The sequence below is a fragment of the Pseudomonas sp. HMSC063H08 genome (assembly GCF_001813645.1).
Classification (GTDB): domain Bacteria; phylum Pseudomonadota; class Gammaproteobacteria; order Pseudomonadales; family Pseudomonadaceae; genus Pseudomonas; species Pseudomonas aeruginosa.
Genome location: NZ_KV813540.1, coordinates 100,285 through 126,422, shown reverse-complemented (window position 1 = coordinate 126,422; position 26,138 = coordinate 100,285). Strand labels below are relative to the sequence as shown.

Annotated in this window: 20 protein-coding genes; 12 read left to right on the top strand and 8 right to left on the bottom strand. The window is 68.2% G+C overall.

Annotated features, from left to right (window positions below; all coding sequences use genetic code 11):
* The 9 genes from HMPREF2924_RS23015 to HMPREF2924_RS22975 all read left to right on the top strand — a co-directional run.
* Positions 1-145, top strand: a 145-nt coding sequence (locus tag HMPREF2924_RS23015) for a helix-turn-helix domain-containing protein (protein WP_043182070.1), incomplete at its 5' end; no start/stop codon positions are given.
* A 257-nt stretch (positions 146-402) separates the two neighbouring features.
* Positions 403-1,224 (top strand): ABC transporter substrate-binding protein, encoded by an 822-nt coding sequence (locus tag HMPREF2924_RS23010; RefSeq protein WP_023094815.1) that lies wholly within the window; start codon positions 403-405, stop codon positions 1,222-1,224.
* A gap of 58 nt (positions 1,225-1,282) precedes the next feature.
* The gene (locus tag HMPREF2924_RS23005; protein ID WP_003133538.1) at positions 1,283-3,025 is read left to right on the top strand and encodes a cis-3-hydroxy-L-proline dehydratase; all 1,743 of its coding nucleotides are present in this window, start codon (positions 1,283-1,285) and stop codon (positions 3,023-3,025) included.
* On the top strand, positions 3,025-3,690 hold the full coding sequence (locus tag HMPREF2924_RS23000) for an amino acid ABC transporter permease (RefSeq protein WP_003082559.1): 666 nt from the start codon (positions 3,025-3,027) through the stop codon (positions 3,688-3,690). The genes HMPREF2924_RS23005 and HMPREF2924_RS23000 overlap by 1 nt, the downstream gene beginning before the upstream one ends.
* A gap of 10 nt (positions 3,691-3,700) precedes the next feature.
* Entirely contained in the window at positions 3,701-4,345 is a 645-nt protein-coding gene (locus HMPREF2924_RS22995; protein WP_004363935.1) for an amino acid ABC transporter permease, read from the top strand.
* Positions 4,342-5,064 carry an amino acid ABC transporter ATP-binding protein gene (locus tag HMPREF2924_RS22990; protein ID WP_003086746.1) on the top strand — a complete coding sequence of 241 codons (723 nt, stop codon included), beginning with the start codon at positions 4,342-4,344 and terminating at the stop codon, positions 5,062-5,064. The genes HMPREF2924_RS22995 and HMPREF2924_RS22990 overlap by 4 nt, the downstream gene beginning before the upstream one ends.
* A 25-nt stretch (positions 5,065-5,089) precedes the next feature.
* The gene (locus HMPREF2924_RS22985) at positions 5,090-6,124 is read left to right on the top strand and encodes a trans-3-hydroxy-L-proline dehydratase (RefSeq protein ID WP_003082552.1); all 1,035 of its coding nucleotides are present in this window, start codon (positions 5,090-5,092) and stop codon (positions 6,122-6,124) included.
* 150 nt (positions 6,125-6,274) lie between these two features.
* Positions 6,275-7,192 (top strand): dihydrodipicolinate synthase family protein, encoded by a 918-nt coding sequence (locus HMPREF2924_RS22980; RefSeq protein ID WP_003110831.1) that lies wholly within the window; start codon positions 6,275-6,277, stop codon positions 7,190-7,192.
* A 92-nt stretch (positions 7,193-7,284) separates the two neighbouring features.
* Complete coding sequence (locus tag HMPREF2924_RS22975) at positions 7,285-8,865, top strand: aldehyde dehydrogenase (NADP(+)) (protein WP_004363939.1); 1,581 nt, start codon at positions 7,285-7,287, stop codon at positions 8,863-8,865.
* 103 nt (positions 8,866-8,968) lie between these two features.
* On the opposite strand, the gene lhpD is transcribed toward HMPREF2924_RS22975, so the two are convergent.
* Entirely contained in the window at positions 8,969-9,973 is a 1,005-nt protein-coding gene (gene lhpD, locus HMPREF2924_RS22970) for a bifunctional delta(1)-pyrroline-2-carboxylate/delta(1)-piperideine-2-carboxylate reductase (protein WP_023094816.1), read from the bottom strand.
* A gap of 239 nt (positions 9,974-10,212) precedes the next feature.
* Here lhpD and HMPREF2924_RS22965 point away from each other — a divergent pair, with 239 nt between their 5' ends.
* Complete coding sequence (locus tag HMPREF2924_RS22965) at positions 10,213-11,838, top strand: methyl-accepting chemotaxis protein (protein WP_003133547.1); 1,626 nt, start codon at positions 10,213-10,215, stop codon at positions 11,836-11,838.
* Between the two features lie 12 nt (positions 11,839-11,850).
* Here the strand turns inward: HMPREF2924_RS22965 and aprI are convergent, their stop codons facing one another.
* The 6 genes from aprI to aprX form a co-directional block, all read right to left on the bottom strand.
* Positions 11,851-12,246, bottom strand: a complete 396-nt coding sequence (aprI, locus tag HMPREF2924_RS22960; RefSeq protein ID WP_003082543.1) for an alkaline proteinase inhibitor AprI — start codon at positions 12,244-12,246, stop codon at positions 11,851-11,853.
* A gap of 246 nt (positions 12,247-12,492) precedes the next feature.
* Positions 12,493-13,932 carry a serralysin family metalloprotease AprA gene (aprA, locus tag HMPREF2924_RS22955; protein ID WP_003133549.1) on the bottom strand — a complete coding sequence of 480 codons (1,440 nt, stop codon included), beginning with the start codon at positions 13,930-13,932 and terminating at the stop codon, positions 12,493-12,495.
* 340 nt (positions 13,933-14,272) lie between these two features.
* Positions 14,273-15,718: an alkaline protease secretion protein AprF gene (gene aprF, locus HMPREF2924_RS22950; RefSeq protein WP_023094817.1), complete on the bottom strand. Its 1,446-nt coding sequence runs from the start codon at positions 15,716-15,718 to the stop codon at positions 14,273-14,275.
* A 3-nt stretch (positions 15,719-15,721) separates the two neighbouring features.
* Entirely contained in the window at positions 15,722-17,020 is a 1,299-nt protein-coding gene (gene aprE, locus HMPREF2924_RS22945; protein WP_003082540.1) for an alkaline protease secretion protein AprE, read from the bottom strand.
* Positions 17,017-18,798 carry an alkaline protease secretion ATP-binding protein AprD gene (gene aprD / locus HMPREF2924_RS22940; RefSeq protein ID WP_003133560.1) on the bottom strand — a complete coding sequence of 594 codons (1,782 nt, stop codon included), beginning with the start codon at positions 18,796-18,798 and terminating at the stop codon, positions 17,017-17,019. Before aprD ends, aprE begins: the two co-directional genes overlap by 4 nt.
* Before the next feature lie 86 nt (positions 18,799-18,884).
* Positions 18,885-20,129 (bottom strand): type I secretion system-dependent protein AprX, encoded by a 1,245-nt coding sequence (gene aprX, locus HMPREF2924_RS22935; RefSeq protein ID WP_023094818.1) that lies wholly within the window; start codon positions 20,127-20,129, stop codon positions 18,885-18,887.
* Positions 20,130-21,170: 1,041 nt separating this feature from the next.
* Here aprX and HMPREF2924_RS22930 point away from each other — a divergent pair.
* A complete protein-coding gene (locus HMPREF2924_RS22930) occupies positions 21,171-21,485 on the top strand; it encodes a LasR-specific antiactivator QslA (protein WP_003086723.1) in 315 nt (104 codons plus the stop codon).
* Between the two features lie 235 nt (positions 21,486-21,720).
* Positions 21,721-24,297: a PAS domain-containing protein gene (locus tag HMPREF2924_RS22925; protein ID WP_003133581.1), complete on the top strand. Its 2,577-nt coding sequence runs from the start codon at positions 21,721-21,723 to the stop codon at positions 24,295-24,297.
* A 22-nt stretch (positions 24,298-24,319) separates the two neighbouring features.
* Here HMPREF2924_RS22925 and HMPREF2924_RS22920 read toward each other — a convergent pair whose 3' ends face one another.
* Positions 24,320-26,092: a S8/S53 family peptidase gene (locus tag HMPREF2924_RS22920; RefSeq protein WP_003133583.1), complete on the bottom strand. Its 1,773-nt coding sequence runs from the start codon at positions 26,090-26,092 to the stop codon at positions 24,320-24,322.
* Between the last annotated feature and the right edge of the window lie 46 nt (positions 26,093-26,138).

Genomic DNA, 26,138 nt, shown 5'->3' with positions numbered 1-26,138 from the left:
GCTCGCCGGCGACGCGCCGATCACCGAGATCGCCCTGCGCTGCGGCTACACCGACCACAGCGCCTTCAGCCGCCAGTTCAAGGCGCTCACCGGACTCTCGCCGAGCCAGTACCGCGAGACCCATCGCCAGCCCCGAAAAGCGTAACGCCTCGCCCCGCCAGGGGGCGGCGGTAGCAATCCTGCTCCCTTTTGTAACACCGCCGGCCGCGTCCGAGCGGGGCGCAGTCCGGCGCGGCATGGCACAGCGACGCGCCAGCCAAAGCGGTCGCGCTCCAGCGAAAGATTTTTTATCGGCGTCGGACGAGGTTCTGGCACAGCCATTGCTCGCTTAAAATATCGTATACGAAATCACAAATACGAGATGTGCCGCCCTTCCGCTCAACCGCATCGCCAGAGGCCCCCATGAATACCAAGAAGACCCTTGCCCTAGCCCTCACCGCTGCCCTGGGCTGTTCCCTCGCCGGTCTCGCCCAGGCCGACAAGCTCGACGACATCATCGAGTCCGGCAAGCTGCGCTGCGCCGTCACCCTGGACTTTCCGCCGATGGGCTCGCGCGATGCGCAGAACAACCCGGTGGGCTTCGACGTCGATTACTGCAACGACCTGGCGAAGGCCCTGGACGTCAAGGCGGAGATCGTCGAGACGCCCTTTCCCGACCGCATCCCGGCACTGGTATCGGGTCGCGCCGACGTGATCGTCGCGTCCACCTCGGACACCCTGGAGCGGGCCAAGACCATCGGCATGAGCATCCCCTACTTCGCCTTCGTCAAGGTGGTACTGACCCGCGAGGACACCGGCATCGCCAGCTACGAGGACCTCAAGGGCCGCCCGGTCGGCGGCACCGCCGGCACCTTCGAGGCGCTGGCCCTGGAGAAGGACAGCAAGGCCTGGGGCGACGCCAAGGGCAGCTTCCGCGCCTACCAGTCCGAGGCCGACACCGCCCTGGCGATCAGCCAGGGGCATATCGACGCCACGGTCGTCTCTTCCACCGTCGCCGCCTCGTGGATCAAGTCGGGCAAGTACAAGGGCCTGAAGATCGCCGGTGACGCGCCCTATGACATCGACTACGTGGCCCTCGGCGCCAAGCGCAACGAATACGGCCTGCTCAACTACCTGAACCTGTTCATCAACCAGCAGGTGCGCAGCGGCCGCTACGCCGAGCTGGCGCAGAAATGGGTCGGCGGCACGGCGCCGGAGCTGACCACCAGCGCGGTCTACCGCTGAAGCCGAGGGCGCGGTCCGCCGTCGGGCCGCGCCGTTTCCCCCCGTCCTGGATGCGCCGATGAAGCACGCACACCTCATCGTTCCCCGTACCCTGGTCGCCGGCAGCGCGTCCGGCGAACTGCTGTACGCACCGACCGGCCTGAGCTTCTGGGGCGGCGTCGACCCGCGCAGCGCGGAAGTGATCGACCGCCACCACCCGCTCAGCGGCCGCCGTCTGCACGGCAGGCTGCTGGCGATTCCCGGTGGGCGCGGCTCCTGCACCGGCAGCAGCGTACTGCTGGAACTGATCCTCGGCGGACGTGCGCCGGCGGCGATCCTCCTGCGCGAACCGGACGAAATCCTCGCCCTCGGCGCGATCGTCGCCGAGGAACTGTTCGGCCGCTCGCTACCCATCGCCTGTCTCGGCGAGCGCTTCGACGAACTCGCCGCCTATCCCTGGGCGCGCCTGGCCGACGGTCGCCTGGAACTCCACCGGGATGCCCCGCCGCCGCTGGAGGCCCGGCCCGCCGAAGCGCTGGCGACCGATGCCGGCCCGCGACTGGACGCCTTCGACCAGGCCCTGCTCGCCGGCGAACACGGCGAAGCCGCGCGCCTGGCGATGCGCATCGTCCTGCGCATGGCGGCGTTGCAGGGCGCGCAACGGCTGGTCGAGATCCAGCGCGCGCACATCGACGCTTGCATCTACACCGGCCCGGCCGGCCTGCGCTTCGCCGAGACCCTGCGCGACCTCGGTGCCCGGGTGCGGGTACCGACCACCCTCAACGCCATCTCCGTGGACCAGCGCCGCTGGCGCGAACAGGGCGTACCCGCCACCCTCGGCGAGCCGGCCGCGGCCCTGGCCCAGGCTTATCTCGACATGGGCGCGCAGCCCAGCTTCACCTGCGCGCCCTACCTGCTCGACGACAGCGCGCGGGCCGGCGAACAGATCGTCTGGGCCGAGTCCAACGCGGTGCTCTTCGCCAACAGCGTGCTCGGCGCACGCACCAACAAGTACGCCGACTTCATGGATATCTGCTGCGCCCTCACCGGTCGCGCGCCGCTGGCCGGCTGCCACCTCGACGAGCAGCGCCAGGCGCGGGTACTGATCGAAGTGGAAGACCTCGGCAGCGTCGACGATGCCTTCTACCCGACCCTCGGCTACCTCTGCGGCCTGCTCTGCGACGGACAGATCCCGGCGATCGACGGCCTGCGGCAGCGGCAGCCGGACCGCGACGCGCTCAAGGCCTTCGGCGCGGCGCTGGGCACCAGTTCCTCGGTGCCGATGTTCCACGTCATCGGCGTCACCCCGGAAGCCCCTGACCTGGCCAGCGCCTTCGGCGGCCGCGCGCCGCGGCGGACCCTGCGGGTCGGTCGCGAGCGCCTGCGCGACGCCTGGCGCGAGCTGGACAGCGCCGACGAGACGCGGATCGACCTGGTGGCGCTGGGCAACCCGCACTTCTCCGCCAGCGAATTCGCCCAGCTCGCCGCGCTCTGCCACGGCCGCCGCAGACACCCGGAGGTAGCGTTGGTGATCACCAGCAGCCGGCAGGTCGTCGTCCAGGCCGAAGCGGCCGGGCACCTGGCGACGCTGCAGGCGTTCGGCGCGCGGCTGGTCACCGACACCTGCTGGTGCATGCTCGACGAACCGCTGGTGCCGCCGGGCGCGCGCACCCTGATGACCAACTCCGCCAAGTATGCCCACTACGCCCCCGGACTGGTCGGCCGCCAGGTGCGCTTCGCCAGCCTCGCCGGCTGCGTCGAGGCCGCCGTCGGCGGACGGGCCCCCGCCGGGCTGCCCGCCTGGCTGAGCGAGGACTGCTGATGTTCGACTACACCTTCCACTGGCGCTCGGCGTTCAACGCCCTGCCGGAGATGCTCGCCGGCAGCCTGGTGACGCTCCAGGTCACCGCGCTGTCGATGCTCTTCGGCATCCTCATCGCCCTGCTCCTGGCCTTCGCCCGGCTCGGCGGCAACCGCCCGCTGCGCGCCGCCGCCGGGGCCTGGATCTCCATCGCGCGGAATACCCCGGCGCTGTTCCAGATCTACATCCTCTACTTCGGCCTGGGCTCCTTCGGCCTGCACGTCAGTTCCTGGTTCGCCCTGCTCGCCGGGGTCACCTTCAACAACGCCGGCTACCTCGCCGAGACCTTCCGCGGCGGCCTCCAGGCGGTGCCCGAGACCCAGTTGCGGGCGGCCCGCTCGCTGGGCATGAGCGCGCCGCAGGCCTATCGCCTGGTGGTGATCCCGCAACTGCTGCGGGTGGTGTTCTACCCGCTGACCAACCAGTTGGTCTGGGCCATGCTGATGACCTCCCTCGGCGTGGTGGTGGGCCTGACCGACGACCTCACCGGCGTCACCCAGGCGCTCAACGTCAAGACCTTCCGCACCTTCGAATACTTCGCCCTGGCCGCCGTCCTCTACTTCGCCATGGCCAAGCTGCTGGTGCTGGCCGCCCGCCTGCTGGGCTGGCGCCTGTTCCGTTACTGAGGGGAATGCCGTGTTCACCACCAGCCTCACCGCCAACGACCTGCTGTTCCTCCTGCAAGGCGCCTGGACCACCCTCGCCATCACCGCCATGGCGATGCTGATCGGCACCCTGCTGGGCGTCGTCTTCGGCCTGCTCCGCGCCCTGCTGCCACGCGCCAGCCTGCCGCTGGCGGCGCTGCTCGACGTATTCCGCAGCGTGCCGCTGCTGATCCAGTTCGTCCTGCTCAATTCCTTCAAGAGCATCCTCGCCCTCGACTGGAGCGCCTTCGCCGTGGCCTGCCTGGTGCTCGGCGTGTACGCCGCCGCCTACTGCACCGAGGTGGTCCGCGGCGGCGTCCTCTCGGTACCGCCGAGCGTGCGCCGGGCCGCGCGTTCGCTGGGCCTGAGCTATCGCCAGGACCTGTTCCACATCGTCCTGCCGATGGCCGCCCGGGTGGCCTTCCCCGGTTGGGTCAACCTGACCCTGTCGGTGATGAAGGACACCTCGCTGGTGCTCTGGATCGGCATCGTCGAACTGCTGCGCGCCTCGCAGACCATTGTCACGCGCATCCAGGAACCGCTCTTCGTGCTCTGCATCGCGGGGCTCGTCTATTACCTCATGAGCTGGGTGGTCGCGCGACTCGGCGCCCGGCTGGAACGGAGATGGCAGCAATGATCGAGATCAGCGGCGTGCACAAGGCCTACGGCCAGTTCGAGGTGGTCAAGGGCGTCGACCTGAGGGTGGACAAGGGCGAGGTGCTGTCGATCATCGGCGGCTCCGGTTCCGGCAAGTCGACCCTGCTGATGTGCATCAACGGCCTGGAGCCGATCCAGCGCGGCAGCATCCGCGTCGACGGCATCGACGTGCATGCCCGCGGCACCGACCTCAACCGCCTGCGGCGGAAGATCGGCATCGTCTTCCAGCAGTGGAACGCCTTCCCCCACCTGACCGTGCTGGAAAACGTCATGCTCGCGCCGCGCAAGGTGCTCGGCAAGAGCCGCGCCGAAGCCGAGGCGATGGCGCTGAAGCAACTTACCCACGTCGGTCTCGGCGACAAGCTCAAGGTCTTCCCCCAGCGCCTTTCCGGCGGCCAGCAACAGCGCATGGCGATCGCCCGGGCGCTGGCGATGTCGCCGGACTACATGCTGTTCGACGAAGCCACCTCGGCGCTCGACCCGCAGTTGGTCGGCGAGGTGCTGGACACCATGCGCCTGCTCGCCGAAGAAGGCATGACCATGGTCCTGGTCACCCACGAGATCCGCTTCGCCCGCGACGTGTCCGACCGGGTGGCGTTCTTCCGCAATGGCCTGGTCCACGAGATCGGCACCCCCGACCAGGTGATCGGCAACCCGCAGCGGCCGGAGACGGTGGAATTCCTCCGCTCGGTGCTCTGAGCCCGCCCCCGCACAGGAGATAGCCATGCGTTCGCAGCGGATCGTCCACATCGTCAGTTGCCATGCCGAAGGCGAGGTCGGCGACGTGATCGTCGGCGGCGTCGCCGCGCCGCCCGGCGCCACCCTCTGGGAACAGTCGCGCTGGATCGCCAGAGACCAGGACCTGCGCAACTTCGTCCTCAACGAACCGCGCGGCGGAGTGTTCCGCCACGCCAATCTGCTGGTGCCGGCCAAGGACCCGCGCGCGCAGATGGGCTGGATCATCATGGAGCCGGCCGACACCCCGCCGATGTCCGGTTCCAATTCGCTGTGCGTGGCCACCGTGCTACTCGACAGCGGCATCCTGCCGATGCGCGAACCGCTGACCCGGCTGCTGCTGGAAGCGCCGGGCGGGCTGATCGAGGCCCGCGCGGAATGCCGCGACGGCAAGGCCGAGCGGGTGGAAATCCGCAACGTGCCGTCGTTCGCCGACCGCCTCGACGCCTGGATCGAAGTCGAGGGCCTCGGCTCGCTACAGGTCGACACCGCCTACGGCGGCGACAGCTTCGTCATCGCCGACGCCCGGCGCCTGGGCTTCGCCCTGCGCGCCGACGAGGCCGCCGAGCTGGTCGCCACCGGCTTGAAGATCACCCACGCGGCCAACGAACAACTGGGCTTCCGCCACCCGACCAACCCGGACTGGGACCATCTGTCCTTCTGCCAGCTGGCCGCGCCGCCGGAGCGCCGCGACGGTGTCCTCGGCGCGAGCAACGCGGTGGTCATCCGCCCCGGCAAGATCGACCGCTCACCCTGCGGCACCGGCTGCTCGGCGCGGATGGCGGTGCTCCAGGCGAAAGGCCAGCTGCGGGTCGGCGAACGCTTCGTCGGGCGCTCCATCATCGGTTCGGAATTCCACTGCCACATCGAGTCGCTGACCGAACTCGGCGGCCGTCCGGCGATCCTCCCGTGCCTGTCCGGGCGGGCCTGGATCACCGGCATCCACCAGTACCTGCTCGACCCGGACGATCCCTGGCCGCAAGGCTATCGGCTGTCCGACACCTGGCCCGGCGGCCACTGCTGACCACCCCGCCCGACCGCAGGCAGCGGCCGGGCGGAAACCGATCCGGCGCGTACCGGATCGCCCACGACGGCGAACGCTGCCGTCGCCCTGTGACTCGGACCGCAGCGGTCCGACTGAATTCGTATACGAAATACGAAGAAAGGAGAAACCATGAGCAAGCACGTCAACTGGAGCGGCGTATTCCCCGCGGTCACCACCCAATTCAACGCCGATTTCTCGGTGAACCTGGAGGAAACCCACACGGTCATTTCCAACCTGGTGCGCGACGGCGTGTCCGGGCTGGTGGTATGCGGCAGCGTCGGCGAGAACACCTCGCTGACCATCGAGGAGAAGATGGCCGTCACCGAGGTCGCCAAGGATGCCTCCGGCGGCCGCGTGCCGGTGATCTGCGGGATCGCCGAGTTCACCAGCGCCGGCGCGGCGAAGGTGGCCAAGGCGGTGGAGCGGGTCGGCGTCGACGGCATCATGGTGATGCCGGCACTGGTCTATTCCTCCAAGCCGCACGAGACCGCCGAGCATTTCCGCAGCGTGGCCAGCGGCACCGACCTGCCGGTGATGGTCTACAACAACCCGCCGATCTACCGGAACGACGTCACCCCGGACATCCTGGTTTCCCTGGCCGACTGCGAGAACATCGTCTGCTTCAAGGACAGCTCCGGCGACACCCGCCGCTTCATCGACGTACGCAACCAGGTGGGCGAGCGCTTCATCCTCTTCGCCGGCCTCGACGACGTGGTCCTGGAAAGCGTGGCGGTGGGCGCCCAGGGCTGGATCTCGGGAATGTCCAACGTGTTCCCGAAGGAAGGCGAGACCATCTTCCGCCTGGCCAGGGCCGGGCGCTTCGCCGAGGCGATGCCGATCTACGAGTGGCTGATGCCGATCCTCCATCTCGACGCCCGTCCCGACCTGGTGCAGTGCATCAAGCTCTGCGAGGAACTCGCCGGTCGCGGCAGCGCCCTCACCCGTCCGCCGCGCCTGGCCCTGCGCGGCGCCGATCGCGAGCACGTGGAGCGGATCATGGCCAAGGCCCTGGCCAGCCGGCCGGTGCTGCCGGACGTCGGCTTGTAGCCGGCGCCGCGCCCTCGCCGCCTCGCTCCCCAGGGAGCGGCCGGCGAGAGCCAGCGGCAGAGCATTCCATCCACCGTTCCCAGGGAGGCCCCATGCCCAGCATCCTCGGTCACAACTACGTCGGCGGCGCTCGCAGCGCCGCCGGCAACCTCATCCTGCGCAGCCTCGACGCCGGCAGCGGCGAAGCGCTGCCCTACGCCTTCATCCAGGCCACCGCGGCGGAGGTCGACGCCGCCGCCCGCGCCGCCGAATGCGCCTATCCACACTACCGGCAACTGTCCGCCGCGCGCCGCGCCGGATTCCTCGAGGCGATCGCCTCGCGCCTCGACGCCCTGGGCGACGACTTCGTCGCCCTGGTCCGTCGCGAGACCGCGCTGCCCGCTGCACGTATCGAGGGCGAACGAACACGTACCGCCAACCAGTTGCGGCTGTTCGCCGAAGTCCTGCGGCGTGGCGACTTCCACGGCGCGCGCATCGACCGTGGACAACCCGGGCGTACCCCGCCGCGTCCCGACCTGCGCCAGTGGCGAATCGGTCTCGGCCCGGTGGCGGTGTTCGGTGCCAGCAACTTCCCGTTGGCCTTTTCCACCGCCGGCGGCGACAGCGCCGCCGCCCTGGCCGCCGGCTGCCCGGTGGTGGTCAAGGCCCACGGCGGACACATGGCCACCGCCGAATGCGTGGCCGACGCGATCCTCCAGGCGGCGGCCGACAGCGGCATGCCGGCCGGGGTATTCAACATGGTCTACGGCAGCGGCATCGGCGAGACGCTGGTGCGCCATCCGGCCATCCGCGCGGTCGGCTTCACCGGTTCGCTCAAGGGCGGGCGCGCACTGTGCGACCTGGCCGCGGCGCGGCCGCAGCCGATCCCGGTGTTCGCCGAGATGAGCAGCATCAATCCGCTGGTGGTGCTCCCCGAAGCCCTGCGCCGGCGCGGCCGGCAGGTGGCGGAGGAGCTGGCCGCCTCGGTGACGCTCGGCTGCGGCCAGTTCTGCACCAAGCCGGGCCTGGTGCTTGGCCTGCGCTCCCCCGGCTTCGACGCCTTCGTCGCGGCCCTGGGCGAGGCACTGGCCGCCAGGCCGGCACAGAGCATGCTCAACGCCGGCACCTTGCGCAGCTATGTCGAAGGGCTGCAACGCCTGGAGCGCCACCCCGGCATCCGGCGCCTGGCCGGCGCGCCACAGGAAGGACGGCAGGCCCATCCGCAGTTGTTCAAGGCCGACGTGGGCCTGTTGCTGGAAGGCGACGAACTGCTCCAGGAAGAGGTGTTCGGCCCGGCCACCGTGGTCGTCGAGGCGGCCGACGAGGAACAACTTGCCCGCGCGCTGGACAACCTGCACGGCCAGTTGACGGCGACCCTGATCGGCGAAGCGGACGACCTCGCGGCGTTCGCCGGGCTGGTCCCGCTGCTCGAACGCAAGGCCGGGCGCCTGCTATTCAACGGCTATCCGACCGGCGTCGAGGTGTGCGACGCCATGGTCCACGGCGGCCCCTACCCGGCCACCTCCGACGCTCGCGGCACCTCGGTGGGAACCCTGGCCATCGAGCGTTTCCTGCGCCCGCTGTGCTACCAGGACTACCCCGACAGCCTGCTCCCGGACGCCCTGAAGAACGCCAACCCGCTGGGCCTGCTGCGCCTGGTCGATGGCCGGAGCACGCGCGAGGCCCTGGATTGAGCACGCCTGGAAGCCTGGATGGCGGATAACGCCGTTGGCGCTATCCGCCCTACGCAGTCGTCCTCGCTGCGCCACGCTGTCCGGTCGGCCCCTCGCCTTGCGCTCACTCCAGCAACGCCAGCAGCTCCCGGTGCAACGCCTCGGGAATCGTCACGCCGTCCCTGGCGCTGCGTTCGCGCGCTTCGAAGCGTCGCTGCGAGGGCAAGCGCGCGCCCTGTTCGACGATGCTTTCGAACAGCGTCTCGGCGCGCGCCAGGTGCTCCTCCGCCGAGGCGCCGAGCATGCGCCGCGGATCGATGGCGATCAGCAGTTCGCCACCGTAGGGAGAAGAACGGCTGCCCTCGTCGTAGGCCAGCGACTCGGCACTGGTCAGGTCGCCGATCAGCGGACCGGCGAGCAGTTCAACCATCGCCGCCAGGGCCGAGCCCTTGTGCCCGCCGAAAGTAAGCATGGCGCCTCGCAACGCGGCGCTGGCATCGGTGGTCGGCTCGCCCTGCTCGTCCACCCCCCAGCCCAGCGGGATCGGCTTGCCGGCGCGTTCGTGCAACTGGATCTCGCCACGCGCCACGGCGCTGGTGGCGAAGTCGAAGACGAACGGCGGGCCGTCCGGACGCGGCCAGCCAAAGGCGATCGGGTTGGTGCCGAAGATCGGCTTGCGTCCGCCCGCCGGCGCCACCCAGGCATGACTCGGCGTGGTCGCCAGGGCCACCAGGCCCGCCTCGGTGAGTGCCTCGACCTCAACCCATAGCGCGGAGAAATGCACACAGCGGTTCACCGCCATCGCCGCGATACCCTGGCTGCGGGCCTTCTCCAGCAGATGCGGCAGCCCCAGCCGGAATGCGCACTGGGAGAACGCGCCATGGGCGTCGACCCGCAGCAGGCCGGGAGCGATGTCGTGCAGTTCCGGCTCGGCGTCGGCGGATACCTTGCCGGCCTTCAGGGTGGCGATGCAGCCGAGCAACCGCCAGATACCGTGGGAGGCGCATTCGTCACGCTCCCCCGCCACCAGGGTATCGGCCACCGCCTGTACATGGGCTTCGCTGAAAGCGTGCCGGCGCAGGATGCGCACGGCCAGCTCGCGGACCTCGTCCAGCGTCATTCGGATCACGGGCTTCTCCTTGTTCGACCAATCCCTAGGGTGGCCTGCCGCGACAGCCTTCTCTTGACCTCAATCGACCCGGAGCATGCCGAAAACGGCACAACCGGCTCGAGCACATCGAAAACTTACAGAAAATTCCTAGCAATCATGTAGGGCAATTCCAAATAGCCCCGCAGCCCCTCAAGAAACCCCTCCGCGCCCCGCTACAGGGCCAAGCACCTTCCCACAGCCCGGTCGGAGACCACCCCATGCTTCTTCGTCGTATCGCCATCACCCCACGCGCCGTCATCGGCTTCGCCATCCTCGCCTCGCTGCTGGTGGCGCTCGGCCTCTTCGCGCACAACCGCATGGGTTCGCTGAACCGCGCCGCCAGGGATATCGGCGAGGTCTGGCTGCCCAGCGTCGAAGCCTCGGCCCAGCTCAGCGGCCTGATGAGCGAACTGCGCCTCGGCGAGATGAACCACGTGCTGCTGCACGACGCCACGCGCATGCGCCAGCAGGAACAACGGATGGACGAGGTCATCGCTACCCTCGCCAGGGTGGAAAGGGAATACCGCCCCTTGCTGGTCCTGGACGAGGAGCGCGCGTTGCTCGACCAGTTCGTCCAGCGCCAGCAGGAGTACCTCGAAGGACACGCCGCCCTGCTCGCGCTGTCCCGTGACAACCGTACCGACGAAGCCAGCGTGCTGATGGGCGGGGCCCAGTTGCAGCGCTACGAGCAGGTGCAGCGGACCCTGAAGCAACTCATCGCCCTCGACCGCGAGGCCGCCCGCGCCTCCACCGCCGAAGCCGCCGATGTCTACTCCCGGGCCTCCACCGCGATCCTCGCGGTGCTGCTGGTGGCCCTGGCGGCCAGCGTGACGATCGCCTGGCTGCTGACCCGCAGCATCGTCGTGCCGATCCGCCAGGCGGTGTCCTGCGCCGACCGCATCGCGGCCCGCGACCTGACCGGCGAGATCGCCAGCGACGGCGACGACGAGCCGGCGCAACTGATGAAGGCCATGCACAGCATGCAGGCCAGCCTGCACGACACCATCGAGCAAATCGGCGATTCCGCCGCGCTGCTGGCCGCCGCTGCCGAGCAACTGAACGCGGTGACCGAGGAAGGCAACCGGTCGCTGGCCCGGCAGAACGATGAGATCGAGATGGCCGCCACCGCGGTCAACGAAATGAGCGCGGCGGTCGAGGAGGTCGCGCGCAACGCCAGCTCCACCGCCGAGGCCTCCAGTCTCTCGGAACGGGCCGCCGGCAACGGCCGCGCACGGGTCGGACAGACCGTCCGCTCGATCCGCCAGATGAACACCGAGATCGGCCAGACTGCGCGCCTGGTGGAGGGCCTGGCCAGCCAGGCGCAGGACATCGGCAAGGTGCTCGACGTGATCCGCGCCATCGCCGAGCAGACCAACCTCCTCGCCCTCAATGCCGCCATCGAGGCCGCCCGCGCCGGCGAGCAGGGCCGCGGATTCGCGGTGGTCGCCGACGAAGTGCGCGCCCTCGCCCACCGCACCCAGCAATCGACCCATGAGATCGAAGGCATGATCGCCAGCGTCCGCGAGGGCACCGACACCGCGGTGTCCGCGATGCGCGAGAACGACCAGCGCGCCCGGCAGATGCTCGACGAGGCCGAGGCCGCCGACCACGCCCTGGGCGAGATCGCCGAGCACGCCACGCGGATCAACGAGCGCACCCTGGTGATCGCCAGCGCTGCCGAGGAGCAGGCCCACGTCGCCCGCGAGGTCGATCGCAACCTGGTGAACATCCGCGACGTTGCCGTGCAGACCACCCAGGGCGCCGAGCAGACCCGCGGCGCCAGCCACGAGCTGTCGCGCCTGGCCAACGACCTCAAGGGCATGATCGGTCGCTTCGTGGTCTGACCCGCAGGCGAGCTAGGGCGTCGCGCGGCGCAGCACCAACTGCCCGCCGTCGCCCTTCTGCACCCGGTAGTCGCCCTCGCCCTGGCGACCGAGGAGCATCAGGGTCAGGCCGCCGCGTTCGAGCAGCGCGATCCCGGCCGGGGTAGGCCTCCAGGCGCGCGGCTCGCTGGGCAGCCAGCGCGTGAGGCAGGCGGTATCGCCGCCCAGGTCGTAGCCACTGGCTTCCGCCACTTCGCTGTCGCGCAGCTCCAGGTGGCAGATCGCGGGCGCCTCGTCCTGCTGCAGGGTCCATTGCCCGGCGAGATCGGAAGCGCTGAGAAGAATCAGACTGCTGGCCATACTGATACCTGTGCTGAAAAAACCGCAGAGCAAGCAAACCATCCTGGAGAGCTTCGCGCTTGCCGACATCGAGAGATCTCCTTCAAGCCTGGAACATCGGATAACACGGCGAACGCCGCCCGCCATCCTCGCTTCGAACGCCAGCGCGCGCCAGGCGCCGCGGGCCTCCGTTCGTCCGCCGGGTCGCCGGCCCACGGGCGCGCCACAGTTCACAACTTCGCTCCTGTGGAAGACACCTATCAATTCGAACAGTGCCCGGCCGGCCGAAGGGCCGCGGTTCGTACCGCCGCACCGAACCGCGCCCGTGTCAGCGCGTCAGACGACGATGTCGGCCTGGGTCGCCTGGCCGATCAGATTGATCGCGAAATCGGCATGGGCGTCCCCGCTGAAGTCGATCGCCAGGCTGCCGGCCTTGCTCGCCGCGTCGTAGGACAGGATCGCCTGGCCGGCCTTGCCGGCGAAGGCGTCGACGTATTGCAGCACCAGCCCGCCGTTGACGAAGGCGTCCAGCCCGGACAGGTCGATCTTGTCCTGGCCGCTGACGAAGTCGCGCAGGGTATCCGGCGCCGCCGCGGAGGACTCGGCGATATCGCCGTAGACGAAGGTGTCGGCTCCCGCGCCACCCCACAGCTGGTCCGCGCCGAGGCCGCCGTAGAGGATGTCGTTGCCGGCGCCGCCCTTGAGCACGTTGGCCACGTCGTTGCCGATCAACAGGTCGCTACCCGAGCCGCCGATGGCGTTTTCCACGGTGGCCCCGGCAGCGATCGACACATTGCCCTTCAACCCGCCGACATCGGACAGCGCCTTCTCGTTGAGGTTGATCTTCTGGTTCTGGCTGAAGCCGGAGAAGTCCAGGGTGTCGTTGCCGCCGGCGTCCCACACCGAGAACACCAGCTTGGAACTGGACGAGGTGGCGCTGTAGAAGTCGCGCTCGGTGTTGGAGTTGAAGCCGTACACCGTGTCGCCGGTGCGGGTGGTCAGGTTGGCCCCGTAGAGCTTCTGGATCGCCGCGATGTCGTCCAGCAACGGTGCCGAGGAATAGGCGCCCTTGAAGTCCTGGCCGGTGTTCTGCTCTTCCCAGTAGCTCATCACCGAATAGGCGCGGGTGTCCTCGGCGTAGGTAGCGTCGGCGTAGGTGGGATCGCCCTCGCCGGCGTTGTAGTCGCCGGGGTGGCTCAGGCCCAGGGTATGGCCGATCTCGTGGGTCAGCGTCTGGCGTCCGTAGTTGCCGTTGGCCGGATTGACGTTGGCGCTGTAGCTGCTGTTGATCAGGTACCAGGATTGCCCCTTGAGCGCATCCGGTACATCCGGCAGGAAGGCGAACGCCGCACCGCCGACACTACTGCTGAAGTTGCCGAAGGTCAGGTCGCCCTGATCGCCCTGGCCGGCGTCGACGAAGTGGATATTGGTGACGTCCGCCCAGGATTGCAGCGACAACTTGGCCTGGGCCTGCTGCTGCGCGGAGAAGGCGCTGAACTTGCCCAGCGAGTAGATATCGCTGACATACTTCCACGGCGTATTGAAGAAGTCGTTCGGCTTGGTCAGGAACGAATAGGACAGGGTCAGCACCGAGTCGCCCGGTGCTTTCTGCCAAGACGCCTGTTCGCGGAGGATCTGCTCCGCCGCCTGGTCTACGGTATAGGACGGATGGCCATTGACCAATTCGTCCCCGCCCCGCGCATAGGCATGCAGGAAGTTGTCTACCTGGGTATACGCATCACTACGACCTTTCAATGCAAGAGAATTGCTGGACATTGTCATATCCCTTTAAGTTGTAAAGGAAATAACTCGGATACAATTATCGGATGGATAATTGCAGTTATCGGCCTGATCAGGCCGAAGTCCAAACTGACACAGCTCATTTTCCAATGTCCACAGGTTTCATGAAAAAAATTAAGCTGCACTTAAAGCATATGCACGAACGAATTCCGCATATATGAAATCATGCAGGAAAGATAAACTACCGAAGACACTGGAATATTATATAAACCGTTTCACATAAATAGTGCCTTATTGGAAAAACAATTCCGTGCGTATTGTTCGACCTCTGTCGACCCGCCCGGGACATCGACTTGCCTACACGTCCTTCGCGGTCTCAATTGAGCGCGCTCCGGTTTTCCTCCGTATCGGTCTTCGACAGGGTGTGCAGCGGCGCCGGGCAATCCGTCGTCGCGCAGTCGCGGCGGCGCGCCGGCGTCTCGCCGACGACGAAGTTCGCCGCCACCAGTTCCAGGTCGGCTTCGTCCAGCACGCCCGCATAGAAACGCAGGCGTGCCCAGGCCGTGAGGTAGTCGTACTTGGCCTTGGACAGCTCGTTCATCGCGCTGTACAGCGCCTGCTCGGCGTTCAGCAGGTCGAGGTTGACCCGCACCCCGGCGGCGATGCTCTTGCGCGTGGCCATCACCAGCGTCCGCGCCGAATCCACGGTCATCTCGTAGGCACGGATCTTCGCCGCACTGCTGCTGCTCTGGTTGTACATCTTGCGCACCTGGTTGAGGGTCTCGCGGACCTTGTCGTCCAGGTCGTAATGGCTCTTCTCCATGCGATGCGTGGCCTGGCGCGTCGCCGCCAGGGTCTCGCCGCCGGAGAACAGCGGAACGCTCAACTGGATGCCGACGCTGTCGGTCTCGTAGCGCTGGTTGTAGGTGTTCTCCGAACCGGACTTGGACTTGCCGGTGCTGGCGTACAGGCCCAGGCGCGGCAGGAAGTCGGCGCGGTTCTGCTCGACCTCGTAGCGGGCCACGTCCACCGCGTGGCGCAGCGAGGCCAGCTCGGGATTCTCGGCCAGCGCCAGGTCGCGCCAGGCGGTGTAGCTGGCGGGGCTCAGCGGGCGCACCTGGAAGCGTTCGCCGAGCGGCGCCAGGTCGGCGATTTCCAGCGGCGCCCCGACCAGTCGCTCCAGCTCGCGCAGGGCGGCATCCTGGCTGTCCCGCGCCTCGATTTCCTGGGCCTGGGCCAGGTTGAAGCGGGCCTGGGTCTCCAGGGTGTCGGTGCGGGTGCCGTTGCCGCGCTCGAACTGGCGCTGGTTGAGCTGGAACTGCTCGCGGTAGGAGCGTTTCTGCGCCCGCGCCAGTTCGATCTGGTCCTGGGCCAGCAGCGCGCCGGTATAGGCTTCCAGGACCCGGACCAGCAGTTCCTGGCTCTGGCTGCGGAAGCGCTCGTCGGACAGCAGCGCCTGGGCCACGCCCTTGCGGTAGCGGCTGAAGGCCTCGTAGTCGAACAACGGCTGTTGCAGGCTGAGGGTGGAGACGTAGCTGTCGTAGTCGCGGTCTTCCTTGAAATCGCCGCGGGTGGTGGCCTGGGTCACATCGGACCAACTGCGCCCACGGTTGTAGCTGTACACCAGGCGCGGCAGCAGCGCCGCGCGGCCGAGCGCACGGTATTGCCTGCCGGCCTCGTGCTCCTGGATCGCGGCCTGGAACTGCGGGTCGTTCTCCAGGGCCAGGTGATAGCCGTCCAGCAGGCCGAGGGCGAAGGCATCCTCGCGCAGCAGCAACAGGAAGGCGCCGAACAGCCAGGTCATCAGGCGGCGCATGGTCATCGGTCAGTTCTCCGCCAGCGCCACGTGGGCGCGGTCGAACAGGGGCTTGAACAGGTAGTTGAGCAGCGAGCGCTCGCCGGTGCGGACGAACACCTGCACCGCCATTCCCGGGCGGATCTGCAGGCCCTTCAGCTTGCCCATCGCGGCCGCGTCGACCTGGGCGCGCAGCGCGTAGTAGGGCTGCTTGTTCTGCTCGTCGAGCAGGCGGTCGGCGCTGACCATGGTCACCTCGCCGGTGACCCGCGGGGTCTTGCTCTGGTTGAAGGCGGTGAACAGCATCTCCACCGGCAACCCGCTGTGGATCCGGTCGACCAGATTCACCGCGAGCTGGCCCTCCACTTCCAGGCTGTCGCTGTTGGGCACGATGTACATCAGCAATTCGCCGGGGCCGATCACCCCGCCATCGGTGAACACCTTCAAGCCGGCCACGTAGCCGCTGACCGGCGCGCGGATCTCGGCGTGCCGCAGTTCGTAGCGCGCCGAGGACAGCTCCTCCCAGAGCGTCCGCGCATTGACCTGGGTTTCCGCCAGTTGCCCGTTGACTTCCTTGCGGTACTCCTCCTCGCGTTGGGCGATGCGCATCTGCGCCTCGGCGATGCTCTGGCGGATCTGCCCGAAGCGACCGCTGCTCTCCGATAGCCGGGCGTTCACCTCGGCCAGTTGGCGCTCCTGTTCGAGCAACTGGTTGCGCGGCATGTAGCCTTCTTCGGCGAGGTCGCGCGCGCCGCTCAACTGGCTGTTCAACAGGCGTTGTTGCAGGCGCTGGTTGCCCTCGGTCTGGCGCAACCCTTCGAGCTGGGCGCGCAGCCCCTCGATGTTCGCCCGCAATGCGGAGAGTTCGTTGGCCAGCGCGGTCTGGCGGCTGTGCAGCAACTGCCGCTGCAACTCCAGGCGCTCGCCGAGGGTCGGCAGCGGGGCCTGCTCGGCCAGCCCCGCGGGCATCTCCAGGGTCCGCCGGCCGTCGTATTCGGCCTGCAGGCGCGCCTGGTTGAGCCGCGCGTTGGCGTACCGGTTGAGCAGCGAATCGACGTTGGCCCGGGCCTGGGTCGGCTCCATGCGGATCAGCGGCTCGCCCGCCTCCACATGCTGGCCGTCGCGCACCAGGATGTGCTTGACCACCCCGCCCAGCGGATGCTGCACCGACTTGCGCTGGCCGGAGATGATCACCGTGGCCGGCACCGCCACGCCCTGGTCGAGCGGCGCGAAGGCGGCCCAGAGCAGCGCACCGCCGAAGCCGAACAGGACCAGCAGCCAGCCCAGTCGCGCATAGGCGTTCTCGTCGCGTTTCACCGTGCGGGTCATTCCACACCTCCCTGGCGCGGCGCGGCCACCACCTGCGGCGCGCCGTAGCCGGCCACCCGGTAGTCCGCGCGCTGCTGCGACGCCGACGCGGCGCGCTGGTTGTTCAAGGCGGCGAGCACCTGGTCGCGCTCGCCGTACAGGTGCAACTGGCCGGCGTTCAGCGCCAGCAGGCGGTCGGCGCAACCCAGCACGCCGGCCCGGTGGGTGATCAGCAGCACCGTGCAGCCACGCGCCTTGAGCGCCTGGATCGCCGCCAGCAGCGCCTGCTCGCCGCTGTCGTCGAGGTTCGAGTTGGGTTCGTCGAGCACCACCAGGGTCGGCGCGCCGTACAGCGCCCGGGCCAGGGCGATGCGCTGGCGCTGGCCGCCGGAAAGCCCGGCGCCGCCGACGCCGAGCACGGTGTCGTAGCCCTGCGGCAGGCGCAGGACCAGTTCATGGACCCCGGCCAGGCGCGCCGCCTCCACCACCTTGTCGGCCTGCACCTCGCCGAAGCGGGCGATGTTTTCCGCCACCGTGCCGGCGAACAGTTCGATGTCCTGCGGCAGGTAGCCGATGCGCGGGCCGAGGGTCTCGCGCTCGTACTGGCGGATCTCGGCGCCGTCCAGGCGCACGCTGCCGTGCAGGGTCGGCCAGATGCCCAGCACTACCCGCGCCAGGCTCGACTTGCCGGAGCCGGACGGACCGATCACACCGACCACCGAGCCGGCCGGGATCGCCAGGGTCAGGCCACGCAGGGTGCGCGCCTCGCTGCCGGGCGGCGCCGCGTCCAGCGACTCCAGCAGCAGGTGGCCACGCGGCTCGGGCAATTCCATGCGCCGCTCGCGGGCGGGGAATTCGTCGAGCAGGCCGCTCAGCCGGCGATAGGCATCGCGCGCCGCGCCCCACTGCTTCCACACGCCGATCAGTTGGTCGATGGGCCCCAGCGCACGGCCCATCAGGATCGAGCCGGCGATCATCATCCCCGGGGTGATGCGTCCCTCCACCGCCAGCCAGGCGCCGAGGCCGAGCACCAGGGATTGCAGGGCGATGCGCAGGTACTTGCTCAGCGCGTTGATCCGCGCCGCGCGCTCGCTGGCCAGGCTCTGCTGGTCGAGGAACGCCTGGTGCAGCCGTTCCCAGCGCCCGCGCATGCTGCCGAGCATGCCCATCGCCTCGATCACCTCGGCGTTGCGCAGGTTGTTGCTGGCCAGTTGGCCGGACTTGATCGACAACTCGCCGGCCTTGGCCAGCGGCGCACGGGTGGCGCGTTCGTTGAACCAGGCGAGGGCCATCAGGGCCAGCGCGCCGACCAGCGAGAGCAGGCCGAGCCAGGGGTCGAAGAGGAAGATCACCAGCAGGTAGACCGGGAACCAGGGTGCGTCGAAGAAGGCGAACAGCGCCTGGCCGGTGATGAACTGGCGCAGGGTGGTCAGGTCGTGCAGCGCCTGGCTGGCCTCCTGGCCGCCGGCGCGCAGGTTGCGTTCGAAGGCGGCAGCGTAGACCCGCCCATGCAACTGGCCGTCGAAGCGTTCGCTGACCCGCACCAGGACGAAGCTGCGCAGCGCCTCCAGCGCGCCCATGAAGACGAACACGCCGAGCGCCATCAGGGTCAGCATCAACAGGGTGACTTCGTTGGCCGAGGACAGCACGCGGTCGTACACCTGCAGCATGTACAGCGAGGGCACCAGCATCAGCAGGTTGATCACCCCGGAGAACGCCGCCACGCTGCGCAACGCGCCGCGACTGGCCGCCAGGGCCTGTTTGATTTCGTTGGTAACGCTGGAACCGAGCCTTGCCATCGAGCGCGCTCACTTCTGCCACGACTGCCGCTGGAATCCCGAATGAGCCCGGATGGCACCTCCCTGTGCCGGGCGTTCCCTCGCCGTCAGGCGGCCAGGGCCTGATGCTCCGGCGCCGGGTCGGCGCCGATCAGCTGGATTGTCGGCGGCGCCGCTTCGCCGCCGTGGCCGAGCAGCGCCGCGAGCACCTTGCCGGCACCGTCCAGGGCGCTGTGCGCGGTATCCCCGGCGATACCGGCGACGATCGACAGGTCATTGTCGAGGTCATGCACCAGCTCGATCTGGCCCTTCGGCCCGACCCCGGCGACATCGACACCGGCAATCGTTTGCGCATACAGCTTGCTGTCGAAGTGCAGGTCCAGCGTCGGCAGCGAGACACCGATGTCCTTGACCACCGGCACGTAGCCGAGGATGCCGCCGACGATGGGCAGGTCCTTGAGGGTCACCTCGTTCCAGCTCAGCAGCTTGACCTCGTTGTAGCTACCCAGCTCCAGGGTGCCGCCGAGATTGGCCACGCCGAGGTTGTAGCTGGGTCCGGCGATACCGTAGAACTTGGCGCTGAAGCCTTCCTTGTCGACCGAGCCGACCACTCCCAGGCCGCCGAGGTTGAGCGGCGCCAGCACCGGCACCAGCGGCGCGGTGATCGGATTCAGCGCCAGGGCTGCGGTGACCAGCGGAGTCAGCGGCGTCTCGCCGCCGAAGGTCAGGCCTTGCTCGGTGAAGGAGACGTTGATCGGCAGCGGGCCGAGGATGCCGCGGCTATCGGGAATCACGCCCTGGTCGTGATTGCCGCCGAGCAGCGAGCCGATCACATTGACCCCGAGCGGGCCGTCGCTATTGCCGAGGCTTAGCGAGCCACCCTGGTAGGCGGCGTGATAGAGATCGTTGGCGGCCTTCAGGCTATCGCTGCCGAATTCCCAGGCATGGCCGACGGTGGCACCGACGCCCTGCCCCAGGTCACCGACCAGCTTCAGGTAATCCTCCGGCTCGACGCGCCCGTGCAACAAGTCGTCGGCGATCGCCAGCGAGTTGCCGGCCAGCCCGCCCAGCGTGCCGACCGCGGAGCCTACGGTGTCGAGGGCGTCGCCGGCGATCTCGCCGAGCGTGCCGGCCACCGCGCCGACCGTACCCTCCAGCGCCTGCTCCACGCTGGCAACGGCGTCATGCACCGATGTAAGCGCTTCGTGCACCTGCTGCTCCACGGCGTCGACGGTGGAGCCCACCAATGTCCTGGCCACGTCCGCCACCGCCGTGACGGCGGTGGCGGCCACCTGCGTCGCGCGCTCGTAGACCTGGCCGAACAGGTTCGCGGCTGCATTGAATAATCCCATCTTCTGTTCCTCGATTGAGTTGTCTCGGTTATCGCGTTTCCGGCGCAGGTCGCTGTTTACCGACCGAACCGGTCACGCGGTTAAGCGCAGTCAGTGAGTTCCGCGAGAAAACGGAACGCGGGTACCTGAAAGTTCATCAGGCCTGGCGACAACTTGTTTTTATTGGAAGACAGGAGCCCCCCGAGGGCGAAACCCATTTAATCCCGAGCAGCCCGCAACAGAGCGCTCTCCACCGCTTCGCCTGTTAAGTAGGACTAACATGGGAAAGGCGAATTTGTACCACCACTTAAATCAGTTCAATACTTTGGTTGGGCATACCGACCTGTCAGTTCTGCCAGGTGGATTTCCAAGCCCCTGATTCCTAAACGGATTATTGACGCTTTTAATTAATATCGAATGACGGACGGTCGCCCCGGCACGAACTCTGACGAAAATCAGAAATGAAGAAAGGGTTATATCCTTATGCACCAAAGTGCCGAGCCGCCCTCGCGGCGTGCCCAACTAGCGTGCAACTTCGGCAGCGCCCTCTTCGAAGAAGCGAATGACACTTTTGCGTGGCTCATAAGGAATACTCTTATTACGTGAAGCGCATCACAAAATATTGAATCGAACAGTCCAGGCGGATTGTTTTCTCCTGGTAAACGATGATTAACGGCGCGCTCCAAGGCCGGGTTATTTCAATGAATCGCTTCAGCCAACGCCTTGCCTGCCGATAGCCTCTGCCGTCACCCGTTCCCGCCCTTGCTCCCCGCCTTGCCTGCCCCTATCCTGCGCCCGTCACGGCCAAATCCGTGACCGGGTTTGACAGCCCGAAGAGACGGCGCGATGCGCCGAGCGGTGCATGCGAAAGCAGCGAATGCTTTTGCAGGCATCGGCTCGACCGCAGTTTTCCAACTGCGGGCCTTCATGGCGGATCGCGTGGGGAGACCCTCGTGGTCTGCCGGTTCCGTTTCCCGGTCTGTCAACCCTGCGCGATCCTGCCTCCATCGATTGACAGCGAAGGCGGCAGGTCATGTGACTCTCAGAAACGGAGTACCCAGCATGACGAAGGATGAAAAGGAAAAGACCCACGTCGACGCAATCATCGAACGCTACAAGGACCTGATGGTCGAGATTCCCCCCGCCGACCGGCAGCCCGGTCTCTCCCTGCTCTGGCCGGTTCCCGCCCAGCCCGCCATCGACAAGGGCGTCCGCCAGGCCGAGAACTGGCTTGCCGACCAGATCGAAGGCCAGCTCTGGACCGCCTTCGCCTTCGGCCGCGACAGCCTGCCCACACCGATGCAGAAGACCGCCTTCGAAGTGGCCTTCCTGACGCGCCTGCAGCAGCGCCTGGTAGCCGCTCGACGTTCCGGTTGACCCGGCCATGGCGAATGACGCCGGTGGCGTCGTTCGCCCCTACGCCAAGTCTCCATCGCGGTCTCGGGCACCGCGTACGAAATCATCGCCAGACTCCGCCTGGCAACGCGCCGAGCGTCTGGAGCGCCCCGGTGCGCCATCCCGCCCAGCCGGATTGAACGCAAGCGCACCCACCGCCCTCCTATATTCCATACGACCCACCACCTCAACCGGAACCGAGCAAGACTCCGCAGACATGGCACAGCCTTTCACCATCGAACCGGACCCGAACACCCTCGACCATCCACCGGCCTTCCTGGCCAACGGAGGAGCGGTCGGGAAACTGTTGCTCAGCCTCGACGCGGCCAGTTCGCCCCTCGGCCCGCCGGACGCCTGGTCGGCGAGCCTGAAGACGACGATGGCCACGCTGCTGCCGGCCAAGGCGCAGATCGTGCTGTTCTGGGGCGCGGAATTCGTCGCCCTGTACAACGATGCCTACGCGCCGAGCATCGGCGACAAGCATCCGCGCGCCCTCGGCCGGCCGGCGATAGAGAACTGGCGGGAGCTGTGGGATGACCTCGAACCGCTGCTGCGCGGGGTGTACGAGACCGGTGAAACCTTCGCGGCAAAGGATCGGCCCTTCTACATCGAACGCCATGGACGCGGCGAGACGGTCTATTTCGACGTGTCCTATTCGGCGGTGCGGGAAACCGACGGTTCCGTCGGCGGCGTGCTGTGCATCGTCACCGAGACCACCGAGCGGGTGCGTTTCGAACGCCGCCAGGCGTTCCTCCTGGAACTGGGCCAGACCCTGCCGTCCCTGGCCGATCCCCTGGAGATCGAAGCCACCGCCCTGCGCCGGCTCGGCGAGGAGCTGGGCGCGTCGCGGATATTCTTCGGCGAGGACAATGGCGACGGCATGACCTTCCAGGTCCATCGCGACTATCTCCACGACGGCCGTTCGGCGGTCGGTCGGCATCGCTACCTGGCGTTCGGCGCCACCCTGTCCGGCGAACTGCATGCCGGACGCAGCGTGGCGCGGGAAGACTTCGCCGGGGAGCGCGGCATGAGTCTCGACGAGGCGGCGAGCCGCGCGCGCCTGGGGCTGGGCGCCACGCTGCACGTCCCGGTGCTGCGCCACGGCCGGCTGGAGGCGCTGCTGGCGATCCACTTCGCCCATCCGCAGGCGCTCGGCGAAGATTCGCGCCGCCTGGCGGAGGAAGCCGCCAAGCTGGCCTGGACCTCGCTCACCCATGCCCGCGCGGAGCTGGCGCTGCGCACCAGTTCCGCGCAACTGGCGGCGATGTTCGACCAGGCCAGCGCGGGCATCGCGGTATGCGACCGGAACTGGCGCTTCACCCGGGTCAACGATCGCTACTGCGAGATCGCCGGCCGTTCGCGCGAGACCCTGCTCGGCCTGCGCATGCAGGACATCCTCGACCCCGCCGACTTCGCCCTCCCTGCGGCGCCAGGCGGAGCGACCGGCGCGGCGTTCGAGATGAGCGGCCGCTACGTTCGCCCCGACGGCGATACGGTGTGGGTGCAGAACCAGGTCACGCCGCTGGTGGACGAGCAGCATGCCGCCAGCGGCCTGCTCTGCGTGTGCATGGACATCAGCGCGCGGGTACGCGCCGAGAACGAGCTGCGCGAACTCAACGAAAGCCTGGAAGAACGTGTCGCGACCATGCTCGCCCAGCGCGAAAGCGCCCTGGCGCAGCTTCACGAGGCACGCAAGATGGAGATGGTCGGCCAGTTGACCGGCGGCATCGCCCATGACTTCAACAACCTGCTGACGCCGATCATGGCCTCGCTGGAACTGATCCGCCGGCGGCTCGACGACGCCCGCTCCACCGACCTCATCGACGGCGCGCTACAGTCCGCCGAACGGGCGCGGAACCTCGTCGGTCGCCTGCTCACCTTCGCCCGCCGGCAAACCCTCAAGCCGCAGGCGGTGGCCCTGCGCGAGCTGGTCGAAGGCATGCACGACCTGATCGAGCGCTCGCTCGGCCCGACCATCGAGGTCCGCATCGAGATCCCGGAACGCCTGCCTGCGGTGGTGGTGGATCCGCACCAGTTCGAACTGGCCATCCTCAACCTCGCGGTGAACGCCCGCGACGCCATGGGCGAAGGCGGCCGCCTGGAAATAGGCGCGCGGACCGACCTGGTGATCGACGGCGCGGTGGACGGTCTCGGCGCCGGCCGCTACGTGTGCCTGGAAGTCGCCGACAACGGCGGAGGCATGCCCGCCGAGGTGCTGGCCCGCTGCATGGAGCCGTTCTTTTCCACCAAGGGCGTGGGCAAGGGCACCGGCCTCGGCCTGTCGATGGTCCAGGGCCTGGTCGCCCAGTCCGGCGGCGGCCTGGGGATCCACTCGGAGATCGGCAAGGGGACCCGGGTGAGCATCTGGCTGCCGATCACCGCGGAGCAGACGCAATCCACCGCAGAAAGCTGCCCGGACGCACCGGAAGCGTTGCGGCCGACCCACGTGCTGCTGGTCGACGACGACAGGATGGTGCGCTACACCACCGCGCTGCTGCTCGGCGATCTCGGCTACCAGGTCAGCGAGGCGGCGTCGGCGGAGGAAGCCCTGGGCGAGGTCGAGCGCGGCCTGGCGCCCGACCTGCTGGTCACCGACCATCTCATGGCCGACAAGACCGGCGTGCAGCTTGCCGAGGAACTGCGCCAGCGCTTCCCGCAATTGCCGGTGCTGGTCATCACCGGCTACGCCAACCTCAGGCCCGAGCAACTCAACGGCTTCGAGGTGTTGACCAAGCCGTTCCGCCACAACGAACTCGCCGAACGCCTCGCCCGGCTGCTGGAAGCCTCGCCGTGAGGCCCCGGGCCGGCGGAACGCCTCAGCGCACCCGCTCGCGGCTCTTCACCGCCAGGTCCAGGGCTTTCTGCATGTCCAGCCGCGCCGAGCGGCCGACGTCGCGGTGGTCCAGGCGGTAGCCGCGCTCCGAGGGCAGGATCGGTGCGGTGAGGTCCTCGGCATCGGCCGGCTCGAAATCGTAGTCGCCGCCGATGGTCATGGCGCTGCGCCGGAGCAGCATGCGGATCTCCTCGGGTCGCAGCCGCGGGTTGAGGGAAAGCATGGCGGCGACCGTGCCGGCGACCATCGGCGTGGCATAGGAGGTGCCGCAGTGCACCTCGCCCCGCGCGTCCCGCTCCAGGGTCGAGGCATGGGTACAGGCGGCGGCGGTGACATCCACCCGCATGTCGACGTTCGAGGTGCTGCGCTTGACCGCGTAGGCCGGGTCGTCCACCGCCAGGCCTTGGCGCTCGCTGCGCTGGTGGCCGCCCACCACCAGCAACTGCTCGGTGACGAAGGAGGACGGCAGGCGGTATTCGTCGGTACCGGAGTAGGACGAGCCGTTGCCGGCGGAGTTGACCACCAGCACGTCCGGATGCTCCTTGCGCAGCCAGAGGAAGAATTCCTCGAGCAACTCCTCGTAGCCGCTCATGGCGATCCCCGAGCGCACCAGCGAATCCACCTCGTCGCCGTCGACGTCGCGAGCGCCGACGCGGTGGATGCCCCAGCTCCAGTTGAGCACCCGCACGCCATCCTCCACCAGGTTCACCGAGGCGGCGACGTTGGCCGTGATGCCAGCGTCGGAATTGCGCTCGACGATCACTTCGAAACCCTGGCTGGCGCGGTCCAGCCCACGCAGGAAGCCACTGTTGCCGCCCTGGTCCCAGCGCGCGGCGAGGATGCCGGCGACCGTCGAACCGTGGTTGTCGGGACGTTCGGCATCGCGCGCGTAGAGGCAGGTACGCGGCGCGGGCGCCTTGCAGGGGCCGAGGTAGTCGGCGAAGTCGGGGGCGTCGAAGTCGACGTCGCGCTCGATCACCCCGATGCGCACCGGGCGGGTCTCCAGCGGGGCCTGGCGGGCGCGGACCCGACGCTGGTAATAGTTCACCGCGTCCATGAAACGATTGGCCGCCCACTCGTCGGAGTCGCTGTCCGGCTTGTCCACGGGCCGGCGCGCCGCCTCGGTTTCCTCGCCCTTCTCCGGCACGGACTCCTCCACCACCACGGCGTCCACGCTGGTCTCGCTGCCGATGCGGAGGACCAGCGCGTCGCGCTGGACGAGGTCGCGCGCCGGCAGGCGCAACTGGTAGAGGTTCAACGGCGGGATCGCGCCGACCACCCGCGCGCCATATTTATCGGCCAGGCGTTCGGCCTCCCGGCGACCATCGTGGTTCTCCTCGATCAACAGGCTGACCAGGTCGACGTAGGTGGTCAGGCCATCCATGTTCTTCGCCACCTCGTCGGGACCGGCGGCGAGCACATGGCTGCCGTTCAGGGTCAGCCATACCGGATTGCTGCTGCGCCCGCCCTGCTCCAGCCAAAGCGGACCGCTGGCGTGGCCACGGCGGTCCAGGCGGAGCCGCAGGCCGTCGCCCTCGCGCCGCAGGGCGGTGGCCGGCAGTTCGCGGCCGTCCAGCAACAGGCGCGGCAGGCCGGCACCCAGGCCGCGCACGCGCAGGCACCACTCCTGCCGCTCGCTGGCCAGGAGATCGCCGCAGCGCTCCAGGCGCTCCAGGCGCAGGGGTGTTTCGGCGGCGACCAAAGGACTGCCCAGGGATGCGAAAAGGATGGCGAAAACGGCACGGCGCAGCGGCATGGACTCGGCTTCCGGAACGGGGACCTGTTGTTCCGACCGCCTGGCG